A 23088-nucleotide genomic window follows, 5' to 3' on the forward strand; every position below is an offset into this window, starting at 1 on the left:
AGCCAGAGGGTGTTGCGATACTGCCGTATCGAGGGCCGATCGATTCCGATAGGGTCTCGGCAGCCGGCAGGGGTGGGCATCCCTTCGGTCATACGGCGGATTTGGCGGCGCTTGCTCGCGGCCATCAGCATCGGGGGTCATGATGAAGCAGGTTTTCCTGGCGTTCACGGTGGTGCTTGCGGCTCTTGCCGGCATGGCAGCGCCCGCCAAGGCTGAGCCGACCGTTACCTATGCGCTCGACAACGGGCTGCAGGTGGTGCTGGTGCCCGACCATCGCGTGCCGAAGGTGGTGATGAACCTGCGCTACCGCGTCGGGTCGATGAATGAACCCGCGGGACGCTCGGGCTTTGCGCATCTGTTCGAACATCTGATGTTTTCCGGCACGCCGGCCTGGCCGAACGTGTTCGGCGCGCACGCCGCGCTCGGCAACGAGATCAATGCCTGGACCACCGAGGACGGCACGGTTTATTACGTCGACGGGCTGTCGTCGTCACTGCCGATGATCTTGTCGCTGGAGGCCGACCGCATGGCCAATCTCGGCCGCTCGGTGACTCAGGCCAAGCTCGATCTGCAGCGCTCGGTGGTCAAGAACGAGATGCGCCAGAACGTGCTCGACAAGGCCGGCGCATCCGGCTGGGAAGCTTTCTGGTCCGGGCTGTTCCCGAAGCCGCATCCCTATAGCCGCATGGTCATCGGCTCGGTCGCCGATCTCGATGCGGCGACGCTCGACGATGTCAGGGGTTTCTTCAACAGCTACTATCTGCCCAACAATGCGGTGTTGGTGCTGGTCGGCGACTTGGAGATCGACGACACCAAGGCGCTGATTGCCGACACGTTCGGCCGCGTGGCGCGCGGCGCCGATGTGGCGCGGCCCGCCGTGCCGGAACCGACGCAGGCCCGGCTCAAGCTGGTGCTCGAGGATCGCGTGCCAAGCCCCATCGTTGTGGTCGGCTTCAGTGGCCCGGTGGCGCAGTCGCCCGACAATGGTGCGCTCAGCATTGCCGCCGAACTGCTCGGCAACGGCGAATATGGATTTTTGCGCAACCGGCTGGTTTCGCAGTTGGGCATTGCCACCTATGCCAGCGCGAGCTGGACCGGCGGTCTGCTCGGTGGCCGCTTTACCTTCGAGGCGGGTGCCGCCGAAGGTGTGGCGCCGGAAGCGCTGGAAAGCGCGATGAAAACGGCGTTCGCGGATTTCCTGAAGACCCCGCTCGATCCGGTCGATGTCGAGCGTGCGCGCACCGGCATCTTGCAGGCAGCGCGGCTCGGCAGCGAAGCACTGAAGGATCGCGCCGGCGTCGTCTCCTACAATGCCGACGTGCTCGGCGATGCGCAGAGCGCGCTGGTGGACGACCCGCGGGTGAAGGACGCCAGCGTGGCGGGCGTCGAGGCAACGATGAAGCGGCTGTTGAAACCGGAAGATGCCAGCATACTGGTGCTGAAGCCCGGCCCGCGCGGCGGCTATCCCGATGCACTGATCGGGTCGTCCGGCACACCGCAGCCGTTCACCGCGCCGGAGCGAGCGGCGATCGACATTCCGAAGCATGCGGCCGGGCAAGCGCCTTCGGCAACACTGCCCGCCATGGAAACGGCGACGCTCTCGAATGGCATCAAACTCGTCCACTACACAATGCCGGAAGCGCCGATGGTCTATGTCGCCGCCAGTGCCGCCGGCGGCTGGAACAGCGTGCCGGAAGGCAAGGAGGGATTGCTGGAGCTTGCAGCAAGCATGGTGACACGCGGGGCCGCCGATCGCGGCTCGGCTGATTTCGCCAAGGCGGCCAGCGACATCGGCGCCGGCGTCGGCCACCAGGCCGGAACGCTGACCACGATGATGACGCTTGGCGTGCCGCCGGAAAAGCTCGACCAGGGTATTGGCCTGCTCGCCGACGCGGTGCTGAAGCCTCGTTTCGACAAGACCGAATGGACGGTGCTGATGGCGCAGACAGTCGACTGGCTAAACGGCCGCGAGGCGGATCTGCCCGGCGTTGCCGGCCGCATGGCAAAGGCGACGCTGATCCCGCAGGTGCCGGGCAAGGCAGCGGTGGACTGGTCGGCAAAGGCGCTGGCCTCGATCTCGCTCGACGAGGCGAGGGACGCATTCAAGGCGGAGTTCACGCCGAAGGCGGTGACCTTCTACAGCGTCGGCCCGATGCCGGTCGCGACCGTCGCCGCCAGCCTTGAAAAAGCATTCGGCGCGTGGACAAGCGACACCGCTGGCTATGCCGTCGAGCCGTCGCCGGCGGCGCATTTCAACGGGGGACAGAAAGTGCTGCTGGTGCCCGAACCCGGCGCCAGCCAGTCGGCGCTGTTCGTGGCGCGGCCGGCGCCCGGCACCGACGAGAGCGAGCGCGCTGAATCGACCGCGGTCTCCAACCTGCTTGGCGCCGATTTCTCCAGCCGGCTGAATTCGGTGATCCGCGAGGAGAAGGGCTACTCCTATGGCGTGTCGAGCTATCTGATGAGCCCGATGAAGGCCGGCTCGGGATTGGTCGTGGCAACCACCGTCGAGCGCGCCAACACCGGGCCGGCGATTACCGAAATCCTGAAAGGATTTGCCGGCCTGACCACCTTGCCGGTGGCGCAGGACGAAGTCGACCGCACGGTGACTATCTATCGCCGGGCGCTGGCTGGATCGGCCGAGACGTCGGCTGGTCTGTTCTCCTCGCTGATTGGCGCGGTCGGCAGCGGATCGACGCTGGAGGACCAGCAAACCCGCATGGCGGCGCGCACAAAGCTGACGCTCGATGCGGTTCAGAAACAGGCGCTGGCCCTGGCGTCGCTCGATCCGTCGCTGATCGTGGTGGCGGGCGACCCCGATGTGGTGATGCCGCAGCTTGCCGCGATCGGCCTCAAGGACGTCGAGATCGTCAAGCGTGACGAGGCTGGCGAAGAGACGGCGATGCGGGCGCTCGACCTTCTCGGGGGCAATCGGCAGGCGCCGCTGTCTGCCTCGCCGTGGCGGGTTGGCGATGGCGGCACGACACGGGCGGTGCACGCCTGCGCCGGCGACAGGGATTGCGGCGCGCAGATCCACGCCGATTGACGGGTTAAACACGCGGCCGCCGGCCGCGTTGTAATTCTGGGGTAACTTTGTTTCGGGGGAAACGATGAGCGATTCATTTCGGGAAGTCACATCCGTCTCGTGGTTCGGGCGGATCAAGCGCGCGGTCGGCGGGGTCATCTTCGGCCTTATCCTGATCGTGCTGATGGTGATCGGGCTGTTCTGGAACGAAGGCCGCGCCGTGCAGACGGCGCGCTCGCTGGCCGAAGGTTCTGGAGCGGTGGTTTCGGTCGGCGCCGACAGCGTCGATACCGCCAATGACGGCAAGCTGGTTCATGTCAGCGGACTGGTGACGGCGGACAGCGGCCTGGCGGATCCGGATTTCGGCATCGCCACGCAAGGGCTGCGGCTGTCGCGCAGTGTCGAGATGTATCAGTGGAAGGAAGAGTCCAAGTCGGAGACGACCAAGAAGCTCGGCGGTGGCGAAGAGACGGTGACCACCTACAGCTATTCCAAGGTGTGGGACGACAGCCAGATCGACTCGTCGGACTTCAAGAAGCCGGACGGCCACCAGAATCCGCCCATGGAAATCCACGGCCGGACCTTCCAGATTCCTGAGGGCAAGCTTGTCGCCTTCGATCTCGATACGCCAGTGCTGGACCGTATCGAGGGTGACAAGGACTATTCGCTCTCAGCCGACCAGTCGGCGGCGATAAAGGCTGCCTATACCGGAACGAAACCGCTCAGCATCGTCGATGGCAAGATTTTTCTCGGCAATGACAACACGACGCCCGCTTTGGGTGACTATCGAATCGGCTACGAACTGGCGCCGCTGGGCGTGATCAGTATCATCGCGCGCCAGGCCGGCAGCCGCTTCGAGCCCTACCAGACGCAAGCCGGCGATGCGCTGCTGATGGTCGATACCGGCAACGTCCCGGCCGAAAAGATGTTCGCCGACGCGGTCAGCGCCAACACGCTGATCACCTGGCTGCTGCGCGGCGCCGGCTTGCTGTTGCTGACCATAGGCTTTGCGCTGTTCCTCAGCCCGATCGGGGTGATCCTCGACGTCATACCCTTCCTCGGCAGCATGGCGCGGATGGGCACCGGCATCATCGCCTTCGTCCTGGCGATCCTGGTCGGCACGGTGACGATTGCGATTGCCTGGTTCTGGTACCGGCCGTTGCTGGCGGTGGCCATCCTGGCGGCAGGCGTGATTGCGGCGGTGATTGTCTACCGCATCGGCCGGTTGCGAAGGCCAGCCGTTCCGGTGGTTGCACCCAACCCGGCTGCGGCCGCCTAGATGGTCGGGGCGGCCGGAGCCGCCCCATATCTCTTTGGCGCAATTCCGGCCGGAAAACCGCCTCACACTTATCCTGGAATTGCTTTCTTATTTGTCCTCGAAGCCGGTGAGCACGCCGACGGCGTTGATGCCGATCTCCTCGACGGCGTAGCCGCCTTCCATCACGAACAGCGTCGGCAGGCCGAGCTTGGCGATGCGATGGCCGATCTTCGGATAGTCCGGGCTTTTCAGCTTGAACTGGCTGATCGGGTCCTTCTCGAAGGTGTCGACGCCAAGGGAGACGATGACGATATCGGGGGCGTAGGCGGCGAGCTTGACGCAGGCATCCTCCAGCGAGGCGTTCCAGGCGTCCCAATTGGTGCCGAAGGGCATGGGATAATTGACGTTGAAACCTTCGCCGGCGCTGGCGCCGCGTTCATCGGCATGGCCGAGGAAGAACGGATACTCCACCATGGGATCGCCATGCAGGTTGAGAACCTGCACGTCGGCGCGTTCATAGAAGATCTCCTGCGTGCCATTGCCGTGGTGATAGTCGACGTCGAGGATCGAGACGCGTTTTGCGCCCTGATCGAGGAACCACTGCGCGGCGACCGCGGCATTGTTGATGTAGCAGTAGCCGCCCATGAACCCAGCACCGGCGTGATGGCCGGGCGGGCGGCAGAGCGCGAAGGCCGACCGCTCGCCACCCTTGACCAAGGCCGCCGCCGTCAGCGCCACGTCATAGGATGATTTGATGGCGGTCCATGTGCCTTCGACAAAGGTGGCGCCGGCGTCGAAGGAATAGTAGCCGAGCAAGGCGTCGACGCGCTTGGGTGGCACGTCGCCGCGCAGGCCGCGCGTCGGCCAGGTGAAGGCCATCGCCGTGCCCTCGAAGCCGGCGGCCTTCCACGCCGGCCAGACGGTCGGCAGGAAGTCGATATAGTCGGCCTTGTGGATGCGCTTGGCGGCTGTGAGATCGTGCTCGACCGGTCCGATGATCGGCCCCAGCTTCTCGCTCTCGACCCGCGCCTTGATGAACTCGGCCCGCGACGGCTTTTCGAAACCCGGCACGATTGCCGACGTGACCAGTTCCATCTGGCCGGCATGGCCGGCATGAAGCGGCGAATAGACAGTCTTCATGAATTTCCTCTCGAAATAGCGAAATCAGTCAAGGTTGAGATAGGGGGTGACCAAAGCGAGCCACATTCTTTCCACATCGTCCTCGATGAGGTCGTATGTCTTGCGGTCTCTTTTCAGCCCCACAAGCCGGCAGGCGTGCCCGACATCCATCATCAGCACGCCGAGCCGGCTGGCGATCTTGTCCTCAAGGGCCGGGTTCACATGCTGCAGCCACGCGGCGTAAAGCGCGATGATCTGCTCGTCATATTCGTCTTGGATCGGCCTGAGGTCGGCATTGCCGGATATCGCCTCGATCACCGGCATCAGGGTGGCGTTTTCGAGATATATTCTGGAGGTATCGATGAAGAGCTTGCGCACTTCCTGCCGAAACTCGTCGCGGTTGGTGGGTGGGGTGACCTCGATGCGCCTGGCGATCACCTCGGGAAACGACGACAGCCAGCGCCGGGCGAGGTCGAGGAGAATGGCTTCCTTGTTGGGAAAGTACTGGTAGACCGAACCGACCGACAGGCCCGCGCGCCGGGCAATGGCGAGCGTCGTCGGCGTCTTGGTTCCTTGCTCCCGTGTCAGGATCAGCGCAGCGTCGAGTATCCTGTCGACCACCTTGCTCGACCGTTCCTGCCGCGGCTGCTTGCGCGGTTCGAGCGCCATCCTGGTTTCGCGGCTGAGACTGCGCTTCACGGATTGATGCCTTCGTTCCCTGCCGGTTTCAACACAGGTCCCGGTCTCAACATTGGCGTGGTGTGTTGTCCACAATACATTCGAAATTCGGCACGTTGACAAACGCGAATAATTAGTCGCATTCTTTTATCCACGCTGTTTTGAGAGATCACAAGGGGAATTTCGAAACAGCGCACTGGCATCAGTTTTCGTCCGATAACGCCGCTCCAGCGGAGTGGCAGCTTGTCGGACAAGAGGGTTGTCGGTCTCAGCCAGTCGTCAAAAGCGCGGAGTCGCGATGTCTGTCACGGGTGCGGGTCAAAATGCTGATCTGATCGTCATCAATGGTCGCGTGCGGACCATGGACGATGACAATCCCGCCGCCGAGGCGATTGCCGTCAAGGACGGCGCCATCATCGCCATCGGCAACCACGCCGCCATCGAAAAACTCAAGGGAACGACCACAGAGGTGATCGACGCCAAGGGCGGTTCGGTCCTGCCCGGTTTCATCGAAGCCCACATGCATCTGTTCTCGGGAGGGGCCGAGCTCGCGCATCTTCAACTCGGCGGTATCCATGGCTTCGAGGCGCTTCAAAGCGCCATCCGCGACTACGCCACGACGTGGCCCGGGGCGAAGATGCTTGTGGGACAGGGCGTCGACTACACCGTGCTCGGCGACGAGCAGGTGACACGCCATCATCTCGACGCCATCCTGCCCGACCGCCCCTTCTGCATGGCGGCGCCCGATCACCATACGATGTGGGCCAACACCAAGGCGTTGGAGATGGCCGGCATCCTGAAGGGACGCACGCTCGGTCCGGGCAACGAGATCGTGATGGGTGGCGACGGCCTGGCCGCGGGCGAATTGCGCGAGGGCGAGGCCTTCGGTCCGGTGCTCGACCTTGCCGGCGAAAGCCGGGTGCGGCTGGGGCTGTCGACCGGCGGTGAGCCCGACCCAATGCCGTCGGCCGCCGAGCGGGCCGCTGACCGTGACATCATGCGGCGCGGGCTTGCATGGTGCGCGCGCCACGGCATCACCTCGATCCAGAACATGGACGGCAATCTCTACCAGCTCGAACTGCTTTCCGAGATCGAGGCCGAGGAGGGATTGCCCTGCCGCGTCAAGATCCCGTTCCACTACAAGAATTTCATGACGCTCGACATGCTCGAGAAGGCGTCCGTCATGGCCGAGCGCTACCACAGTGAGTGGCTGTCATCGGGCATGGTCAAGGTGTTCTATGACGGCGTGCTCGATTCCTGGACCGCTGTTATGGTCGAACCCTATGCGGATCGTCCCGACTGGGTCGGCGAGCCGCTGTTCACGCCGCAGCAATTTATCGATCTCGCCGTGGCTATCGACAAACGCGGGCTGCAGATCGCGGTGCACTCGATCGGTGACGGCGCGGTGCGCGCAGTGCTCGACGGTTACGAGGCGGCGCAGAAGCTCAATGGCAAGCGCGACAGCCGGCACAGGGTTGAGCACATCGAGGTCACCACAGCAGCCGACGTGCCGCGTTTTGCCGAACTCGGCGTCATCGCCTCGATGCAGCCGTCGCATCCGCCCGGCGCCATGGATTTTCCACTGGAGCCGACGGTGTCACGCATCGGACCGGCCCGCTGGCCGCTGAGCTATGCCTGGCGCACCCTGAAAAGCGCCGGCGCCCATGTCGTGTTCGCCTCGGACTGGCCGGTGGCGGCGATCGACCCGATCCTGAGCATTCAGGCGGCAGTGCAGCGCAAACCATGGGCAGAAGGCGATCCTGACCAGAGTTTCTCGCTGCAGGAAGCGATTGCCGCCTACACGGTCGAGGGCGCCTATGCCGAATTCGCCGAGCATCGCAAAGGCGTTCTGAAACCCCGCTATATGGCGGATCTGGTGGTTTTGTCGGCCGATATCGAGAAGACGGCGCCGGCCGATCTACACAAGCTGCGGCCGGTGACGACGGTCTGCGGTGGCAAGGTCACCTACCAGGCCTGACAATGGCATGCGGCTTGCACAGCTTGCCGCTTGCAAGACAAAATGACCGACTGAACTGTGATTCAATGCCGGACTTGCCAACCTACCGGCCGTGTGGTCACATCGAACAGGGGAAAAGCTCCGCCAGCAAGAGCGGGGTGAACAGTGAGGCGTATCGTGCCGGAAAAACCGGATCGGAATGCAATTGAAGTCGTAAACGTCAGTAAAATTTTCGGATCGGGTGAGGGGCAGGTCGCTGCCCTCGATACGGTCTCGGTATCCATCCGCGAGAATGAGTTTTTTACACTGCTGGGACCATCCGGCTGCGGCAAGACCACGTTGCTGCGGCTGATTGCCGGCTTCGACTTTCCAACCGCCGGCGAAATCCTCCTCTACGGTCAGGACATCGCGCCGTTGCCGCCCTTCAAGCGGCCGGTCAACACCGTCTTCCAATCCTACGCGCTGTTCCCGCATATGACGGTCGCCGACAATATCGGCTTTGGCCTGGAAATGCTGGGCAAGCCGAAGGCCGAGATCAAGGCGCGCGTCGCCGAGATGCTGAAACTGGTGAAGATGGAGGCGCTGGCGAGTCGCCGAACCAGCCAGATCTCCGGCGGCCAGCAGCAGCGCGTGGCGCTCGCCCGGGCGCTGGCGCCGCAGCCCAAGGTGCTCCTGCTCGACGAACCGCTCTCGGCGCTCGACTACAAGCTGCGCAAGGAAATGCAGATCGAATTGAAGCGGCTGCAGCACGAGACCGGCATTACCTTCATCTTCGTCACCCACGACCAGGAGGAAGCGCTGACCATGTCGGACCGCATCGCGGTGATGTCGTCGGGCAAAATCCTGCAGGTCGGCTCACCGCGCGACATCTACGACCGGCCGGCCGAGCGTTTCGTCGCCGACTTCATCGGCGAGTCGAACTTCCTCAAGGCGGATGTGGTTAGCGCGACTGGTGGCCGGGCGACGGTGAAGCTGCCGTCTGGTGTGGAAATCCCAGCCTCGCTGCCGGAAGGCTTCAGCCCCAGCGGCAAGGTCACCATCGTCGTGCGCCCAGAGCATGCGCAGTTGGGCACGGCCAGCCCGAGCGCTTCGCTGTCCGGCACCGTCGAAAACATCGTCTATCTCGGCACCGACACGCACTTTCATCTGCGCCTTGCCGGTGGCGAGCCGTTCATCGTGCGGCGTCAGAACAGCCGCGGCGCCGGTGACGGCTTCGTGCAGGGCGGCCAGATCGGCATCACGATCGGCAACGACGCCGCGCAAGTGCTGAAGGACTGATCATGGCGACCGCGGAACAAGTCGCCAAGGCAGCGGAGCGGCGTGATGTGCGCGACCGGTGGCTGCTGTCAGCGCCAGCCTTGCTGGTGATCTTCCTCGCCGCGACCGGCCCCTTGCTGATCGTGCTGATCTACTCGTTCCTGACGCCTGGCCCCTATGGCGATGTGAAGTGGCAGTTTTCGCCCGATGCCTGGCTGTCGGTGTTCATGGAACGCGACATTTTCGACGATACGCTTTCGCTTGCGGCAGCGCATGTCACCATATTCTGGCGCTCGATCAAGTTGGCGGTGATAACGACGATCGCAACTTTGGCATTGGGGTTTCCAACCGCCTATTTCATGGCGACGCGCAGCGAGAAGACCAGGGATCTCTGGCTGTTCCTGATCACCATTCCGTTCTGGACCAACCTGCTGATCCGCACCTTCGCCGTGCTGCAGATCATCCGCAACGAAGGCATCATCAACACCATCCTGCTCAAGCTTGGTATCGTCTCAGCGCCGGTGCAGATCCTCTTCACCGACACGGCGATTCTGATCGGCATGGCATATGTCTATCTGCCGCTGATGGTGCTGCCGATCTATGCCAGCATGGAGAAGCTTGATTTTCGCCTCGTCGAGGCGGGCTACGACCTCTACGCGACCCGTTTCAAGGTATTGCGGAAGATCATTTTCCCGCTGGTCAAACCCGGCGTCATTGCCGGCTCCATCCTGGTCTTCATTCCAGCCCTTGGCGCCTATGTGACGCCGAGCGTGCTTGGCGGCGGCAAGAACATGATGCTGTCCAACCTGATCGAATTGCAGTTCGGCCAAGGCCGCAACTGGCCGCTCGGCTCGGCGCTGTCGATCACGGTGATGATCATCGTCATGGTGGCGCTGCTTGCCTATGTGCGCAATGCCGGCAAGTCGGGGGTGCGGCATGGCTAAGAACTTTTCCATCAAGCACCAGACCGGCTTCACGGTGATCGCTGCGACCTGTTTTATCGTGCTCTATCTGCCGATCATCGTGCTGGTCGCCTATGCCTTCAACGCGGCGAACTCGACGTCCGAATGGGGCGGCTTTTCGATGCGCTGGTTCCAGTCGGCTTGGCAGAACGTGCAAGTTATCGACGCGACGCTACGCTCGTTCCAGATCGGCGCCGTCGCTGCGGTGCTGTCGACAATCTTTGCCACCATGGCCGCGCTCGCCACCACGCGCACCGCGTCCTATCCGGGCCTCACCTTCAAATATGCGGCGATCAACCAGCCGCTGATGGTGCCCGAGATCGTCACCGGCGTGGCGCTGCTGATCTTCTTCTCGCGCATCAAGATCTTCACCGGCTATTCCGGCATTGGCTATCTGATCGCCGCGCACACGGCGTTCTGCATCCCGTTCGCCTATCTGCCGATCCGGGCGCGGCTGGAAAACATGGACCTGACGCTGGAGCGCGCGGCCGCCGATCTGTACGCGACGCCTTGGAAGACCTTCCGCCGCATCACGCTGCCGCTTTTGTGGCCCGGCATACTGGCCGGACTGATGCTGGCCTTCGTCATCTCGCTCGATGACGTCGTCATCACCGAGTTTGTCAAATCGGGCGGCCAGGATACGCTGCCCACCTACATGCTCGGCCAGATCCGCCGCGGCATCACGCCTGAGATCAACGCGATATCGACCGCCTTCCTGCTGCTTTCGGTCGCGATCGTCACGTTGTTTTTCTTCGTCAGCAGGAAAAGAGACTGAACCGACAAATGGGAGCTAAAACCATGAACTGGAAAACAACGACAGCCGCCATGGGGTTGGCGCTGCTCGCAACGACGAGCCTGGCCAGCGCCGATGGCGAGCTGAACATCTACAATTGGGGCAACTATACCAGCCCCGACGTGATCAAAAAGTTCGAAGCCAAATACAACGTCAAGGTGACCATCACCGATTACGATTCCAACGATACGGCGCTCGCCAAGGTACGCCAGGGCGGCACCGGCTTCGACATCGCCGTTCCGTCGCAAACCTACGTGCCGATCTGGATCAAGGAGGGCCTCGTGCAGGAGACCGATCCGGGCAAGATGGAGAACTTCAAGAACGTGGCGCCGGAATGGGCCAATCCAGACTTCGACCCCGGCCGCAAATATTCCGTGCCGTGGGCGCTGGGCACCGTCGGCGTCGTCGTCAACACCGATGCCTACAAGGGACCAGCCGACAGCTGGGGCATCATCTTTAACACGCCGGACGAGCTGAAGGGCAAGACCAATGTCGTTCCCGAGATGAATGACGTTATCTTCGCGGCGATCAAATATGTCGGCGGCCAGCAGTGCACCGACGACAAGACGGTGCTGAAGAAGGTGCGCGACACGCTTGTCGCGGCCAAGCCGAACTGGATCGCCATGGAATACAACACCATCGAAAAGATGGGCGCCGGCGACTTCAAGGCGACCAGCGACTGGAACGGTTCGGCGCTGCGTCAGCGGCTGGCCAATCCGGCCATCCATTACAATTATCCGAAGGAAGGCTACGGCCTGTGGAGCGATAACGTCGTCGTTCTCAAGGAAGCCAAAAATGTCGAGAACGCCAAGCTGTTCCAGAACTTCATCATGGATCCGGAAAACGCGGCCGGCCTCTCGGCCTTCCATCGCTACGCAAACGCCATTACCGGCTCGGACAAGTACATGCCGGCCGATATGAAGGATGCCCCGGAAGTCGTCATTCCGGAGGCTGCGAAGGCACAAGGCGAATTCCAGAAGATGTGCGCGCCTGAGATCCAGGACATCTACACCAAGATCTGGACCGAACTGCAGAAATAACCGCAGTCTGACAGACCCGGCGGCATCCGCCGCCGGGCCTTTTCTTTTCCGGAATGGCTTTCATGGACTCCTATCGCAACAGCGATCCGCGGCCACCGATCATGCAGGGCTCGCCGCCGCAAATGGTGCCGCCGAAGCTCGATTGGGACCGGCCGCCATGGAATCGCTGGGCCTTCCAACACATCCGCGAATTCCTGCCGACCATCGAGGTCTGGCGCGGTAACGGCCATCGCCATCGTCTTGAGCGCGCAGAGACCGATCTCGACGTGCTGCCGGTGGAAGACAGCAAGGGCCGTCCGACGACGCTCGTTGGCCTGCTCGACGAGACCTACACGGACGGCTTCCTGGTGCTCAAAGACGGCAAGGTCGCCTATGAGCGCTATTTCAACGGCATGGCCGAGCGCACGCTGCATCTGTCGCAGTCGATGGCGAAGTCAGTAACAGGCACCGTGTTCGGTATTCTGGTTGGGCGCGGCTTGATCGACCCGGCCAAACCGGTGACCGCCTATCTGCAGGAGCTCGGCGCGACCGGCTGGGACGGCGCCAGCGTGCAGCATGTGCTTGACATGACGACGGGTGTTCGCTTTTCCGAGGAATACACCGATCGCTATTCCGATATCGGCCAGGTCGATGTCGCCACCGGCTGGAAGCCGGTGCCGCCGGACAGCGATCCGGATTTCCAATGGCCGCCGCATCTGTTCGAGTTGATCCTGCAGCTGAAGGACAAGGTGCGGCCGCATGGCGCCGCGTTCGAGTACCGCTCGATCGAGACCGACGTGCTTGCCTTCATCATGGAGCGGGTCACCGGTAAACGGCTGGCGCAGCTGGTGTCCGAGGAGCTGTGGCAAAAGCTCGGCGCCGACGAAAGCGCTTGCTTCACGGTCGACAGCGCCGGCTATGCGCTGGCCGATGGCGGCTTCAACGCGACGCTGGGCGATTACGCCCGCTTCGGCCAGCTGATCCTCGACAAGGGCCGCGGCATCGTGCCGGCCGACTGGATCGAGGCGACGCGCAACGGCAGGCATGCGCCGGATTTCAATCCGAGCCTGCCGGAGGGCAGCTACCGCAACCAGTTCTGGATCGAAAACCCGCGCTCACGCGCACTGATGTGCCGGGGCGTGTTCGGGCAGATGATCCATATCGACTGGGACACCGGCATGGTCGTGGTCAAGCTTTCAAGCTATCCGGATTTCAGCAATGTCGCCTATTCGGTGGCAACGCTGAAGGCGGTGCACGCCATCGCCAAGGCGCTTGGTTGACCCACAACAAATCATCCCTCCGAGGAAACGTTCATGACTGGCAAGACTGCGTTCGAGATCCGCTACGGCTTTGCCCGCAATGAGGTGCTGCTCTCCAACTGGCGCGAAAGCCCCTTCAACCGCTGGTCATTCCAGAACCTTGGCGAACTGGTGCCGACCGCTCCCGTGGCGGCGACGCCGGGAAGCGTCGAAGCGCCGGTGCGGGACCTGAGCGGCCTGCTCGGCGAAAAGGTTTCGATCGCCAGCGCCCCAGAAACGGTGGCCGAATTCCTCACACGTTCGAGCAGCGACGCGCTGACGGTGATGAAGGCTGGCCAGTTCATCGGCGACTGGTTCGCGCCCAATATGGATTTCGGCGCCCGTCACATCATCTTCTCGATCAGCAAATCGGTCACGGCCATCATCGCCGGAATACTGGAAGGCGAGGGCGTGTTCGACCCGGAAGCGCCGGTGACCCAGTACATTCCGGAAGCCGCCGGTTCGGCCTATGCCGATGCAAGTTGCCGGCATGTGCTCGACATGAGCGTCAGCCTCGACTTCGAGGAGGCCTATCTCGATCCCGAAAGCGCCTTTGCCCGGTACCGTCGTGCTACGCTGTGGAATCCGGGCGGCGGCACTGAAAGCTTGCGCGAATTCATTCTGACCTTGCAGCGGCTCGAAGAACCGCACGGCAAAACCTTCCGCTACCGTTCGCCCAATTCCGATCTGCTCGGCCTGCTGCTCGAACGAGCTTCCGGCCAGCGCTTCCCGGACCTGATGCGCGAGAAACTGTGGCTACCGCTGGGTGCTGTCAGCGAGGCTTCGATCGGCGTCGACATGGAAGGTACGGCGCGCACCGCCGGCGGCATTTCGGTGACGCCGCGCGACCTGGCGCGTATCGGCGAGATGATGCGGCAGGGCGGCACGGCCAATGGCCGGCGCATCGTGCCAGAAGGCTGGGTGCGCGATACGACCGTTGCCGGCGGCAGCGCGGAGGCCTGGCAGCGCGGCACAATGGTGCATCTGTTCCCAAAGGGCCGTTACCGTAACAAATGGTACCAGACGGGGGCGGCAAACGGCGCCTTCTGCGGCATCGGCATCCACGGCCAATGGCTCTACGTCAACCCGAAGACGGAAGTGGTGATTGCAAAAATGGGGTCGCAGCCGGTGCCTGAAGATTATCCGCTCGAACGCGAGATCGTTGCCTTTTTCGAGGCGCTGAGCGGGATGGTCTGAGGACGAGCCAAAGCAAGGCGCTTTCCTGTGGACCTCTTTGACGCTTGAGAACACTGCGGTTGGCGTGACGGACATCAGCGCCTATGGTCGCCGCTCTTTGCGACAGGGACCAGCATGGCAGCAGACAGCAAACGCATCGCATCCATCATCGCGGCAGAGATCGGGGCGCGGCCGGAGCAGGCATCAGCAGCTATAGGGCTGCTCGATGAGGGCGCGACGGTGCCGTTTGTGGCGCGCTACCGCAAGGAGGTCACCGGCGGGCTAGACGACACCCAATTGCGCGACCTTGCCGAGCGATTGGCCTATCTGCGCGAACTCGATGCGCGCCGCGATATCATTCTCGGTTCGATCCGCGAGCAGGGCAAGCTGACCGAGGAACTTGAGGCCAAAATTGTGGCTGCCGCCACCAAGGCTGAACTGGAAGACATCTACCTGCCCTACAAGCCCAAGCGCCGCACCAAGGCCGAGATCGCCCGGGAGCGCGGGCTGGGGCCATTGGCGGAGGCTATTTTGGCCAACCGGTCGTTGGTGCCCGCCGAGGCGGCGCTGGCTTATGTGACCGAGGATGTGACCGACGCCAAGGCCGCACTGGAAGGCGCACGCGACATCCTGTCGGAACAGTTCGCGGAAAATGCCGATCTGGTCGGCAACCTTCGCACCTACATGAAGGAGCGCGCTTTCATGCGTGCCCGTGTCGTCGACGGCAAGCAGGAGGCCGGGGCGAAATTCTCCGACTATTTCGAGCATGTCGAGCGTTGGGCAAATGTTCCGAGCCACCGCGCGCTGGCCATGCTGCGCGGCCGCAACGAAGAGGTGTTGTCGCTCGACATCGAGGTCGATGCCGACGATGCCTCGCCGGTGAAGCCGGTCGAGCGGATGATCGCCAATGCCTACGCCATCGGCGGCAGCCTGCCGGGCGACCGCTGGCTGATGGAAGTCGCCGGCTGGACCTGGCGGATCAAGCTTTCGCTGCACCTGACGCTCGATTTGATGCGCGACCTGCGCGAGCGGGCGGAGGAAGAGGCGATCCATGTCTTTGCACGCAACCTCAAGGATTTGCTTCTGGCGGCACCCGCCGGCTCGCGGCCGACCATGGGGCTCGATCCCGGCATCCGCACCGGCGTCAAGGTCGCGGTGGTAGATGGCACCGGCAAGGTGCTGGCGACGACGACCGTCTATCCATTTCCGCCGCGGAACGATGTGCGCGGCACACAGGCCCAGCTCGCAGCACTCATCCGCCAGCATAAGGTCGAGCTGATCTCGATCGGCAACGGCACCGGCAGCCGCGAGACTGAAAAGCTGGTCGCCGACATGCTGTCCGACATGCCTTCGGATGGTGGGCCAAAGCCGCTCAAGGTGATCGTCAGCGAGGCCGGCGCCTCGGTCTATTCGGCCTCGGCGACAGCGGCGGCTGAGTTTCCCGGGCTCGACGTGTCGCTGCGCGGTGCGGTGTCGATCGCCAGGCGCCTGCAGGACCCGCTCGCCGAACTGGTCAAGATCGAGCCGAAATCCATAGGCGTCGGCCAGTACCAGCATGACGTCGACCAGTACCGGCTTGGCCGCTCGCTGGAAGCGGTGGTGGAGGACGCGGTGAATGCTGTCGGCGTCGATCTCAACACCGCCTCGGCGCCGCTTTTGGCCCGCGTGTCAGGCCTAGGCGCGTCGCTTGCCGATGCCATTGTCGCGCATCGCGATGCGACCGGGCCGTTCGCCAGCCGCAAGGAACTGCTCAAGGTGGCGCGGCTTGGACCGCGCGCGTTCGAACAATCCGCAGGCTTCCTGCGCATTGCCAATGGCAGCGAGCCGCTCGACGCCTCGTCGGTCCATCCGGAAGCCTATGGCGTGGCCAAGAAGATCGTCGCTGCCTGCGGCCGCGATGTGCGCTCGCTGATGGGCGACAGCGCAGCGCTCAAGGCGCTCGATCCGCGCGTCTTCGTTGACGAACGGTTCGGCCTGCCGACGGTGCGCGACATCATTGCCGAGCTGGAAAAGCCCGGCCGCGACCCGCGCCCCGGCTTCAAGACCGCAACCTTTGCCGATGGCATCGACGACATCAAGGATCTGAAGCCCGGCATGCTTCTGGAAGGCACCGTCACCAATGTCGCTGCCTTCGGCGCCTTCGTCGATATCGGCGTGCACCAGGACGGGCTGGTGCATGTCTCGCAACTGGCCGATCGTTTCATCAAGGACGCGCATGAGGTGGTGAAGGCCGGCGACGTGGTGAAGGTGCGGGTCGTCGATGTCGACATCAAGCGCAAGCGCATCGCGCTGTCCATGCGCAAGGACGGCGGCGAGGGCGGGACGCCGAAGGGGCCGCGCGACAATGGCGGCGGAAAGCCGGCGCAACCTTCGCCGATGCCGCAGCGTCAGCCGGAACGACCGGCACAGCAAGGCGCGTTTGGCGCAGCACTGGCCGATGCCTTGAAGCGGAAGTAGCCTCGAATGGTTCCTTGCAATCGCTAGAGCGTTATCTACCATCCTTGTGTGGAGATACGCGCGATATGGCAAGTTTCGAGAAAGTGAGTGTCCAAGAGTTGGGGCGTCTTTGGGACGAGGGCATGGCGAGTGGCAGTTCGGTCGATGGAGACCAGGCTTTCGCCCGGATCAAAAGCAAGCTCGATGCGAAAGTTGCCGAACGCAAGTCGCAAAAACGCTGCGCTTCCAGCCGGAAACCGAGCCGATGAAGCGGAAGTAGCTACCAGGCCAGAACGGCCGGTTCCTTCTCAACCTGGCCCAGCAGCCAGTCGCGAAAGCTGGCGACCGGCGGGTGGCCGCGCTTGTCGTTCGGGACGACGAGATAGTAGGCGCTGCGGCTTTGCATCGGCTGTCCCGGCGCCGGCACGAGCTGACCGCGCTGCAACTCGCCCGCAATTAGGATCTGCGGGAGGAGCGCGACCCCAAGTCCGGCCATGCAGGCTTGGGCGACGGTGCCGAATTCCTCGAACTGCATGCCGGGTCCGATCGGTGTGCCCAAGCCCTGCTCCTCGAACCATTCGCTCCAGGCGCCAGGGCGCGTCGTCATGTGCAGCAGCGGCAGGCGGCTGATGTCGGCCGCCGTGGTGATGTCGCGGCTGGCAAGGAAGTCTGGCGAGACCACCGGCATCACGGTTTCGCGCATCAACAATGTGGAATCTGCGTCCGGCCAGTCCGGCTGGCCATGATGGATGGCGGCGTCGAGCCGCTCGCGGGCGAAGTCGAAGCGGCCTATGCGGGTGACAAAGTTGATGGTGATGTCAGGGTTTTCTGCGACGAAATCCGGGATCAGCGGCATCAGCCAGCGCGTGCCGAAGGTCGGCAGTATGGCGAGGTTCAGCATGCCGCTATGCCGATTGCTCATCAATCCGAGCGCGGCGTCGCGCAATTGCCCGAGTGCCGCCCGCACGGCTTCGGCATAGATTTCGCCCGCCGTGGACAGCCGAACATTGCGGCTGTCGCGCTCGAACAGCCGGCGGCCGAACTGTTCCTCCAGAAGGGCTATCTGGCGGCTGACGGCCCCTTGGGTCAAATCGAGTTCCTGGGCGGCAACGGTGAAGGAGCCAAGGCGGGCCACGGCCTCGAAGGCGGCAAGGGCGCTGGTGCTGGGCAAAAGCCGGCGTTGGACGTTCATGATCCATTACTAAACCTCATTGATCGGTGATGCAATTTTGTTTGATTTTTCCGAAGCGAAGGCGGATAAGCCCGAGCACTTCAAGATTTTGGGAGAGAGCGAAGCCATGGCCGCCGACAAGAACGCGTTCGTTTGGGAAGACCCCTTCCTGATCGAGAACCAGCTTTCCGAGGATGAGCGCATGGTGCGCGATGGCGCGGCCGCCTTTGCCGCCGACAAGCTCGCGCCGCGCATCGAGGAGGCCTATCTCGAGGAAAAGACCGATGCCGGCATCTTTCGCGAGATGGGCGAGGCCGGCCTGCTCGGCATCACCATCCCTGAGGAATATGGCGGGCTCGGCGCCAATTACGTCACCTACGGGTTGGTGGCGCGCGAGGTCGAGCGGGTCGATTCCGGCTACCGGTCGATGATGTCCGTGCAGTCGTCGCTGGTGATGTATCCGATCCATGCCTATGGCTCGGAAGAACAGCGCAAGAAATTTCTGCCTAAGCTGGCCTCGGGCGAATGGATCGGCTGCTTCGGCCTGACCGAACCGGATGCGGGTTCCGATCCCGGCGGTATGAAGACGCGGGCCGAGAAGACCGCGAACGGCTACAGGATTTCCGGCTCGAAAATGTGGATATCCAACGCGCCGATCGCCGACGTGTTCGTGGTCTGGGCGAAGCTGAAGGGCGACAACGGCAAGGACGAAATCCGCGGTTTCGTGCTGGAGAAGGGCATGAAGGGGCTGTCGGCGCCGAAGATCGGCGGCAAGCTCAGCCTTCGCGCGTCGATCACCGGCGAAGTGGTGATGGAAGGCGTCGAGGTTGGCGAAGACGGGCTGCTGCCCAACGCCAAGGGCCTCGGCGGCCCATTCGGCTGCCTCAACCGGGCCCGCTACGGCATTTCCTGGGGCGCGATGGGCGCCGCCGAGGATTGCTGGCACCGGGCCCGGCAGTATGGACTCGACCGCAAGCAGTTCGGCAAGCCGCTCGCCGGCACGCAGCTGTTCCAGAAAAAGCTCGCCGACATGCAGACCGAAATTGCGCTCGGCTTGCAGGGCTCGCTGCGCGTCGGGCGGCTGATGGATGAAGGCAAGATGGCACCGGAGATGATCTCGATCGTCAAGCGCAACAATTGCGGCAAGGCGCTCGACATCGCCCGCCAGGCCCGCGACATGCATGGCGGCAACGGCATCCAGATCGGCTACCACGTTATGCGCCACGCGCAGAACCTGGAGACGGTCAACACCTATGAAGGTACGCATGACGTGCATGCGCTGATCCTTGGCAGGGCTCAGACGGGGATACAGGCGTTTTTCTAAAGCTGTGCCGATGTTCAGGTGAGGCCGGCCTGCAAATGGCCGATGCCTGCGCTTCCGGTGCTCGCGTACGAAAAGTACGCTCTGCTCCGGTTTTCGGTATCAGCCATTTTCGACTCGGCCTGACCTGAATCTCGACACAGCGTAGCCGGCTTCGGCTGCTTAATTTAGGTGCAGCGCAACATCTCTGCTTGGAGAATGGCCAATAGATGTGTCAGGGTTCGGCTGAAGAAACGCCGATCTCCGGGGCCCCATGGCAATACTGGCAGCCGTCTACCACCTGACCCATTACAAATATGACCGGCCGGTGGTTCTCGGGCCCCAGGTCATCAGGCTGCAGCCGGCACCGCATTCCCGCACCAAGGTGCTCAGCCATTCACTGAAGGTCGGGCCGGCGAACCACTTCGTCAATCTGCAGCAGGACCCCTACGGCAATTTCCTCGCCCGCTTCGTCTTCCCGGAACCGGTGACGGAATTGAAGATCGAGGTCGACCTCGTCGCCGACATGACGGTCTACAATCCGTTCGATTTCTTCGTCGAACCATCGGCCGAGACCTTCCCGTTCGAGTACCCCGAGGACATCAGGGACGATCTCGCCATCTGCCGCACGCCGGAGCCGGCGGGGCCGCTGCTGTCTGCTTTCCTCGCAAACATCGACCGTAGCGCCACCAACACCGTCAACTTCGTCGTCGACCTCAATGCGCGGCTGCAGCGGGAGATCGCTTATATCGTGCGGATGGAAACCGGCGTGTTCTCGCCGGAGGAAACGCTGGCCGCGAAAAAGGGATCGTGCCGGGATTCGAGCTGGCTGCTGGTGCAAATCCTCAGGAATCTCGGCCTCGCCGCGCGTTTCGTCTCAGGCTATCTGATCCAGCTGAAGCCCGATCTGGTCGCGCTCGATGGCCCAGCCGGAACCGCCGTCGACTTCACCGACCTGCACGCCTGGTGCGAGGTCTATCTGCCGGGCGCCGGCTGGATCGGCTTCGATCCGACGTCCGGCCTGCTCACCGGCGAAAGCCATGTGCCGCTGGCGGCCACGCCGCATTTCCGCAACGCCGCGCCCATTTCCGGCATGGCGAGCTTTGCCAATGTCGAGTTCGGCTTCGACATGCGTGTCGACCGCATTGCCGAACATCCGCGCATCACCAAGCCGTTTTCGGACGAAAGCTGGCAGGCGCTGGATGCGCTGGGCAACAAGGTCGACGCCGCACTTCAAGCGGGTGATGTCAGGCTGACCATGGGCGGCGAGCCGACCTTTGTGTCGATCGACGATTTCGAGTCCGCCGAGTGGAACACCGCCGCCGTCGGCCCGACCAAGCGCGAAAAGGCCGATGCGTTGATCCGGAAACTGCGCGAGCGCTTCGCGCCGGGCGGTTTCCTCCATTACGGCCAGGGCAAATGGTATCCGGGCGAGAGCCTGCCGCGTTGGACCTTCTCGCTGTATTGGCGCACCGATGGCCAGCCGGTATGGAGCGATCCGTCGCTAATCGCACACGAAAAGAGCGATGCGAAGGTCGGGCCGCAGCAAGCCGAAAGCTTGCTGACGGCAATCGCCGGCGAACTCGGCATCGACAAGGCGATGGTCAGCGAGGCCTATGAGGACCCGGCCGAATGGCTGCTGAAGGAAGGCAAGCTGCCCGACAATGTCGATCCGTCCAACTCCAAGCTGGAAGACCCGGAAGAGCGCAGCCGCATGGCGAAAGTGTTCGAGCGCGGGCTGACCAAGCCGTCCGGCTACGTGCTGCCGGTGCAGCGCTGGAACAGCCAGGCTTCGGACCCGCGCTGGCGCTCGGAGAAGTGGAAGACACGGCGCGGGCGGCTGTTCCTGGTGCCGGGCGATTCCCCTGTCGGTTACCGCCTGCCGCTGGGCACGCTGCCCTATGTGCCGCCGGCGCAGTTCCCCTATATCGTGCCGGTCGATCCGTCGCTGCCGCGTGGACCGCTGCCGGCGCGGGAAGCCATACTGCCAGAACCGGCTCCGGCCGAACTGGAAGGCGCCGACGAGATGGCGCGGCGCCAGCAGGCGGTATCGTTCACTGCGACGACCGGTCAGCAAGACCGGGTCGAGCAGGAGATCACCGAGATCGGCGGCGCGGTGCGTACAGCACTTTCGGTCGAGCCGCGCGACGGCAGGCTGTGCGTCTTCATGCCGCCGGTCGAGGCGCTGGAAGACTATCTGGAGCTCGTCGCAGCCGCAGAAAACGCGGCCAAGGCGATCGGCCTTCCCGTGCATATCGAAGGCTATGGACCGCCGCACGATCCGCGCCTCAACGTCATCAGGGTGGCACCCGATCCCGGCGTCATCGAGGTCAACATCCATCCGGCTGCCAACTGGCAGGACTGCGTGGCGACGACGACGGCGATCTACGAGGAAGCACGGCAGACGCGGCTTGGCGCCGACAAGTTCATGATCGACGGCCGCCACACCGGTACCGGCGGGGGCAACCATGTCGTCGTCGGCGGCGCGACGCCCAATGACAGCCCGTTCCTGCGCCGGCCCGATCTGTTGAAGAGCCTGGTGCTGCAATGGCAGCGGCGCCCGTCGCTGTCCTATCTATTCTCCGGCCTGTTCATCGGCCCGACCAGCCAGGCGCCGCGCTTCGACGAGGCGCGGCACGATTCGCTTTACGAACTCGAGATCGCGATGGCGCAGGTGCCGCATCCGGGCCAGGGCAACCCACCGCTGCCTTGGCTGGTCGACCGACTGTTCCGAAATCTGTTGACTGACGTCACCGGTAATACGCACCGCTCGGAAATCTGCATCGACAAGCTGTTTTCGCCCGATGGCCCGACTGGCCGGCTTGGGCTTGTTGAGTTCCGCGGTTTCGAGATGCCGCCCAATGCGCGCATGTCGCTGGCGCAGCAATTGCTGGTACGCGCCATCATCGCCCGTGCGTGGAACAACCCGCTTGATGGCCGCTTCGTGCGCTGGGGCACCTCGCTCCATGACCGTTTCATGCTGCCGCATTATGTCTGGGCGGATTTCCTCGACATGCTCGACGACCTCAAGCTCAACGGTTTCGAATTCCGGCCGGAATGGTTCGATGCCCAGCTGGAGTTCCGCTTTCCGTTCTGCGGCGAAGTCCAGCATGCCGGCATCAAGCTGGAACTGCGGCAGGCGCTGGAGCCGTGGCATGTCATGGGCGAGCAAGGCGCAATCGGCGGCACTGTGCGTTTCGTCGACTCCTCGGTCGAACGGCTGCAGGTCAGGACCGAAGGCCTCAACCCGGAACGTCATGCCATTGTCTGCAATGGCCGAATCGTGCCGATGAAGGTCACCGACAATCGCGAGGTCGCGGTGGCCGGTGTGCGCTTCAAGGCCTGGCAGCCTTCGTCGGGCCTGCATCCGGCGCTGCCGGTCAACACGCCTTTGGTCTTCGACATTTACGACCGTTGGTCGGGGCGGGCGGTGGGCGGCTGCGTCTACCATGTCGCGCATCCAGGTGGGCGCAGCTACGACACTTTCCCGGTCAACGTCAATGAGGCCGAGGCGAGGCGTCTCGCCCGCTTCGAGCCGCGCGGCCATACGCCGTCGGCCTATGTGCTGCGCAATGAAGAAGCCTCTGAAGACTTCCCCATGACCCTTGACCTCAGGCGGCCAGCAAGACTCTGATCAGC

Annotated in this window: 16 protein-coding genes; 13 read left to right on the forward strand and 3 right to left on the reverse strand. The window is 63.3% G+C overall.

Features of this window, described 5'->3' with window-relative positions:
- Positions 1 to 139 precede the first annotated feature (139 nt).
- Both NKJ58_RS10170 and NKJ58_RS10175 read left to right on the forward strand, forming a co-directional pair.
- Entirely contained in the window at positions 140 to 3046 is a 2907-nt protein-coding gene (locus NKJ58_RS10170; RefSeq protein WP_352518374.1) for a M16 family metallopeptidase, read from the forward strand.
- A gap of 64 nt (positions 3047 to 3110) precedes the next feature.
- The gene (locus NKJ58_RS10175; RefSeq protein WP_023814588.1) at positions 3111 to 4304 is read left to right on the forward strand and encodes a TMEM43 family protein; all 1194 of its coding nucleotides are present in this window, start codon (positions 3111 to 3113) and stop codon (positions 4302 to 4304) included.
- Between the two features lie 87 nt (positions 4305 to 4391).
- Here the strand turns inward: NKJ58_RS10175 and NKJ58_RS10180 are convergent, their stop codons facing one another.
- Positions 4392 to 5423 carry a histone deacetylase family protein gene (locus tag NKJ58_RS10180; protein ID WP_352518373.1) on the reverse strand — a complete coding sequence of 344 codons (1032 nt, stop codon included), beginning with the start codon at positions 5421 to 5423 and terminating at the stop codon, positions 4392 to 4394.
- Positions 5424 to 5447: 24 nt separating this feature from the next.
- Complete coding sequence (locus NKJ58_RS10185; RefSeq protein ID WP_023686329.1) at positions 5448 to 6101, reverse strand: TetR/AcrR family transcriptional regulator; 654 nt, start codon at positions 6099 to 6101, stop codon at positions 5448 to 5450.
- A 277-nt stretch (positions 6102 to 6378) separates the two neighbouring features.
- Between NKJ58_RS10185 and NKJ58_RS10190 the strand changes: the two genes are divergently transcribed.
- The 9 genes from NKJ58_RS10190 (at position 6379) to NKJ58_RS10230 (ending at position 17247) form a co-directional block, all read left to right on the forward strand.
- Positions 6379 to 8058 (forward strand): amidohydrolase, encoded by a 1680-nt coding sequence (locus NKJ58_RS10190; protein ID WP_352518372.1) that lies wholly within the window; start codon positions 6379 to 6381, stop codon positions 8056 to 8058.
- Positions 8059 to 8214: 156 nt separating this feature from the next.
- Complete coding sequence (locus NKJ58_RS10195) at positions 8215 to 9315, forward strand: ABC transporter ATP-binding protein (protein WP_352810842.1); 1101 nt, start codon at positions 8215 to 8217, stop codon at positions 9313 to 9315.
- A gap of 2 nt (positions 9316 to 9317) precedes the next feature.
- Positions 9318 to 10238, forward strand: a complete 921-nt coding sequence (locus NKJ58_RS10200; RefSeq protein ID WP_023817301.1) for an ABC transporter permease — start codon at positions 9318 to 9320, stop codon at positions 10236 to 10238.
- Entirely contained in the window at positions 10231 to 11031 is an 801-nt protein-coding gene (locus NKJ58_RS10205; protein ID WP_023671766.1) for an ABC transporter permease, read from the forward strand. The genes NKJ58_RS10200 and NKJ58_RS10205 overlap by 8 nt, the downstream gene beginning before the upstream one ends.
- 23 nt (positions 11032 to 11054) lie before the next feature.
- On the forward strand, positions 11055 to 12089 hold the full coding sequence (locus NKJ58_RS10210) for an ABC transporter substrate-binding protein (protein WP_023683465.1): 1035 nt from the start codon (positions 11055 to 11057) through the stop codon (positions 12087 to 12089).
- A gap of 62 nt (positions 12090 to 12151) precedes the next feature.
- Complete coding sequence (locus NKJ58_RS10215) at positions 12152 to 13348, forward strand: serine hydrolase domain-containing protein (RefSeq protein WP_023817303.1); 1197 nt, start codon at positions 12152 to 12154, stop codon at positions 13346 to 13348.
- Positions 13349 to 13381: 33 nt separating this feature from the next.
- Complete coding sequence (locus NKJ58_RS10220; protein ID WP_352853059.1) at positions 13382 to 14563, forward strand: serine hydrolase domain-containing protein; 1182 nt, start codon at positions 13382 to 13384, stop codon at positions 14561 to 14563.
- 114 nt (positions 14564 to 14677) lie between these two features.
- On the forward strand, positions 14678 to 16999 hold the full coding sequence (locus tag NKJ58_RS10225; protein ID WP_352853061.1) for a Tex family protein: 2322 nt from the start codon (positions 14678 to 14680) through the stop codon (positions 16997 to 16999).
- Between the two features lie 65 nt (positions 17000 to 17064).
- Positions 17065 to 17247 (forward strand): hypothetical protein, encoded by a 183-nt coding sequence (locus NKJ58_RS10230; RefSeq protein ID WP_023671771.1) that lies wholly within the window; start codon positions 17065 to 17067, stop codon positions 17245 to 17247.
- Between the two features lie 11 nt (positions 17248 to 17258).
- On the opposite strand, the gene NKJ58_RS10235 is transcribed toward NKJ58_RS10230, so the two are convergent.
- Positions 17259 to 18170: a LysR family transcriptional regulator gene (locus NKJ58_RS10235; protein ID WP_023817306.1), complete on the reverse strand. Its 912-nt coding sequence runs from the start codon at positions 18168 to 18170 to the stop codon at positions 17259 to 17261.
- Between the two features lie 106 nt (positions 18171 to 18276).
- Between NKJ58_RS10235 and NKJ58_RS10240 the strand changes: the two genes are divergently transcribed.
- Positions 18277 to 19473 carry an acyl-CoA dehydrogenase gene (locus NKJ58_RS10240; protein ID WP_352758621.1) on the forward strand — a complete coding sequence of 399 codons (1197 nt, stop codon included), beginning with the start codon at positions 18277 to 18279 and terminating at the stop codon, positions 19471 to 19473.
- Positions 19474 to 19723: 250 nt separating this feature from the next.
- Entirely contained in the window at positions 19724 to 23083 is a 3360-nt protein-coding gene (locus NKJ58_RS10245) for a transglutaminase family protein (protein ID WP_352853063.1), read from the forward strand.
- The last annotated feature ends 5 nt before the right edge of the window (positions 23084 to 23088 follow it).

Origin of the sequence: Mesorhizobium sp. M0139 (assembly GCF_040322455.1) — a bacterium.
GTDB lineage: Bacteria > Pseudomonadota > Alphaproteobacteria > Rhizobiales > Rhizobiaceae > Mesorhizobium.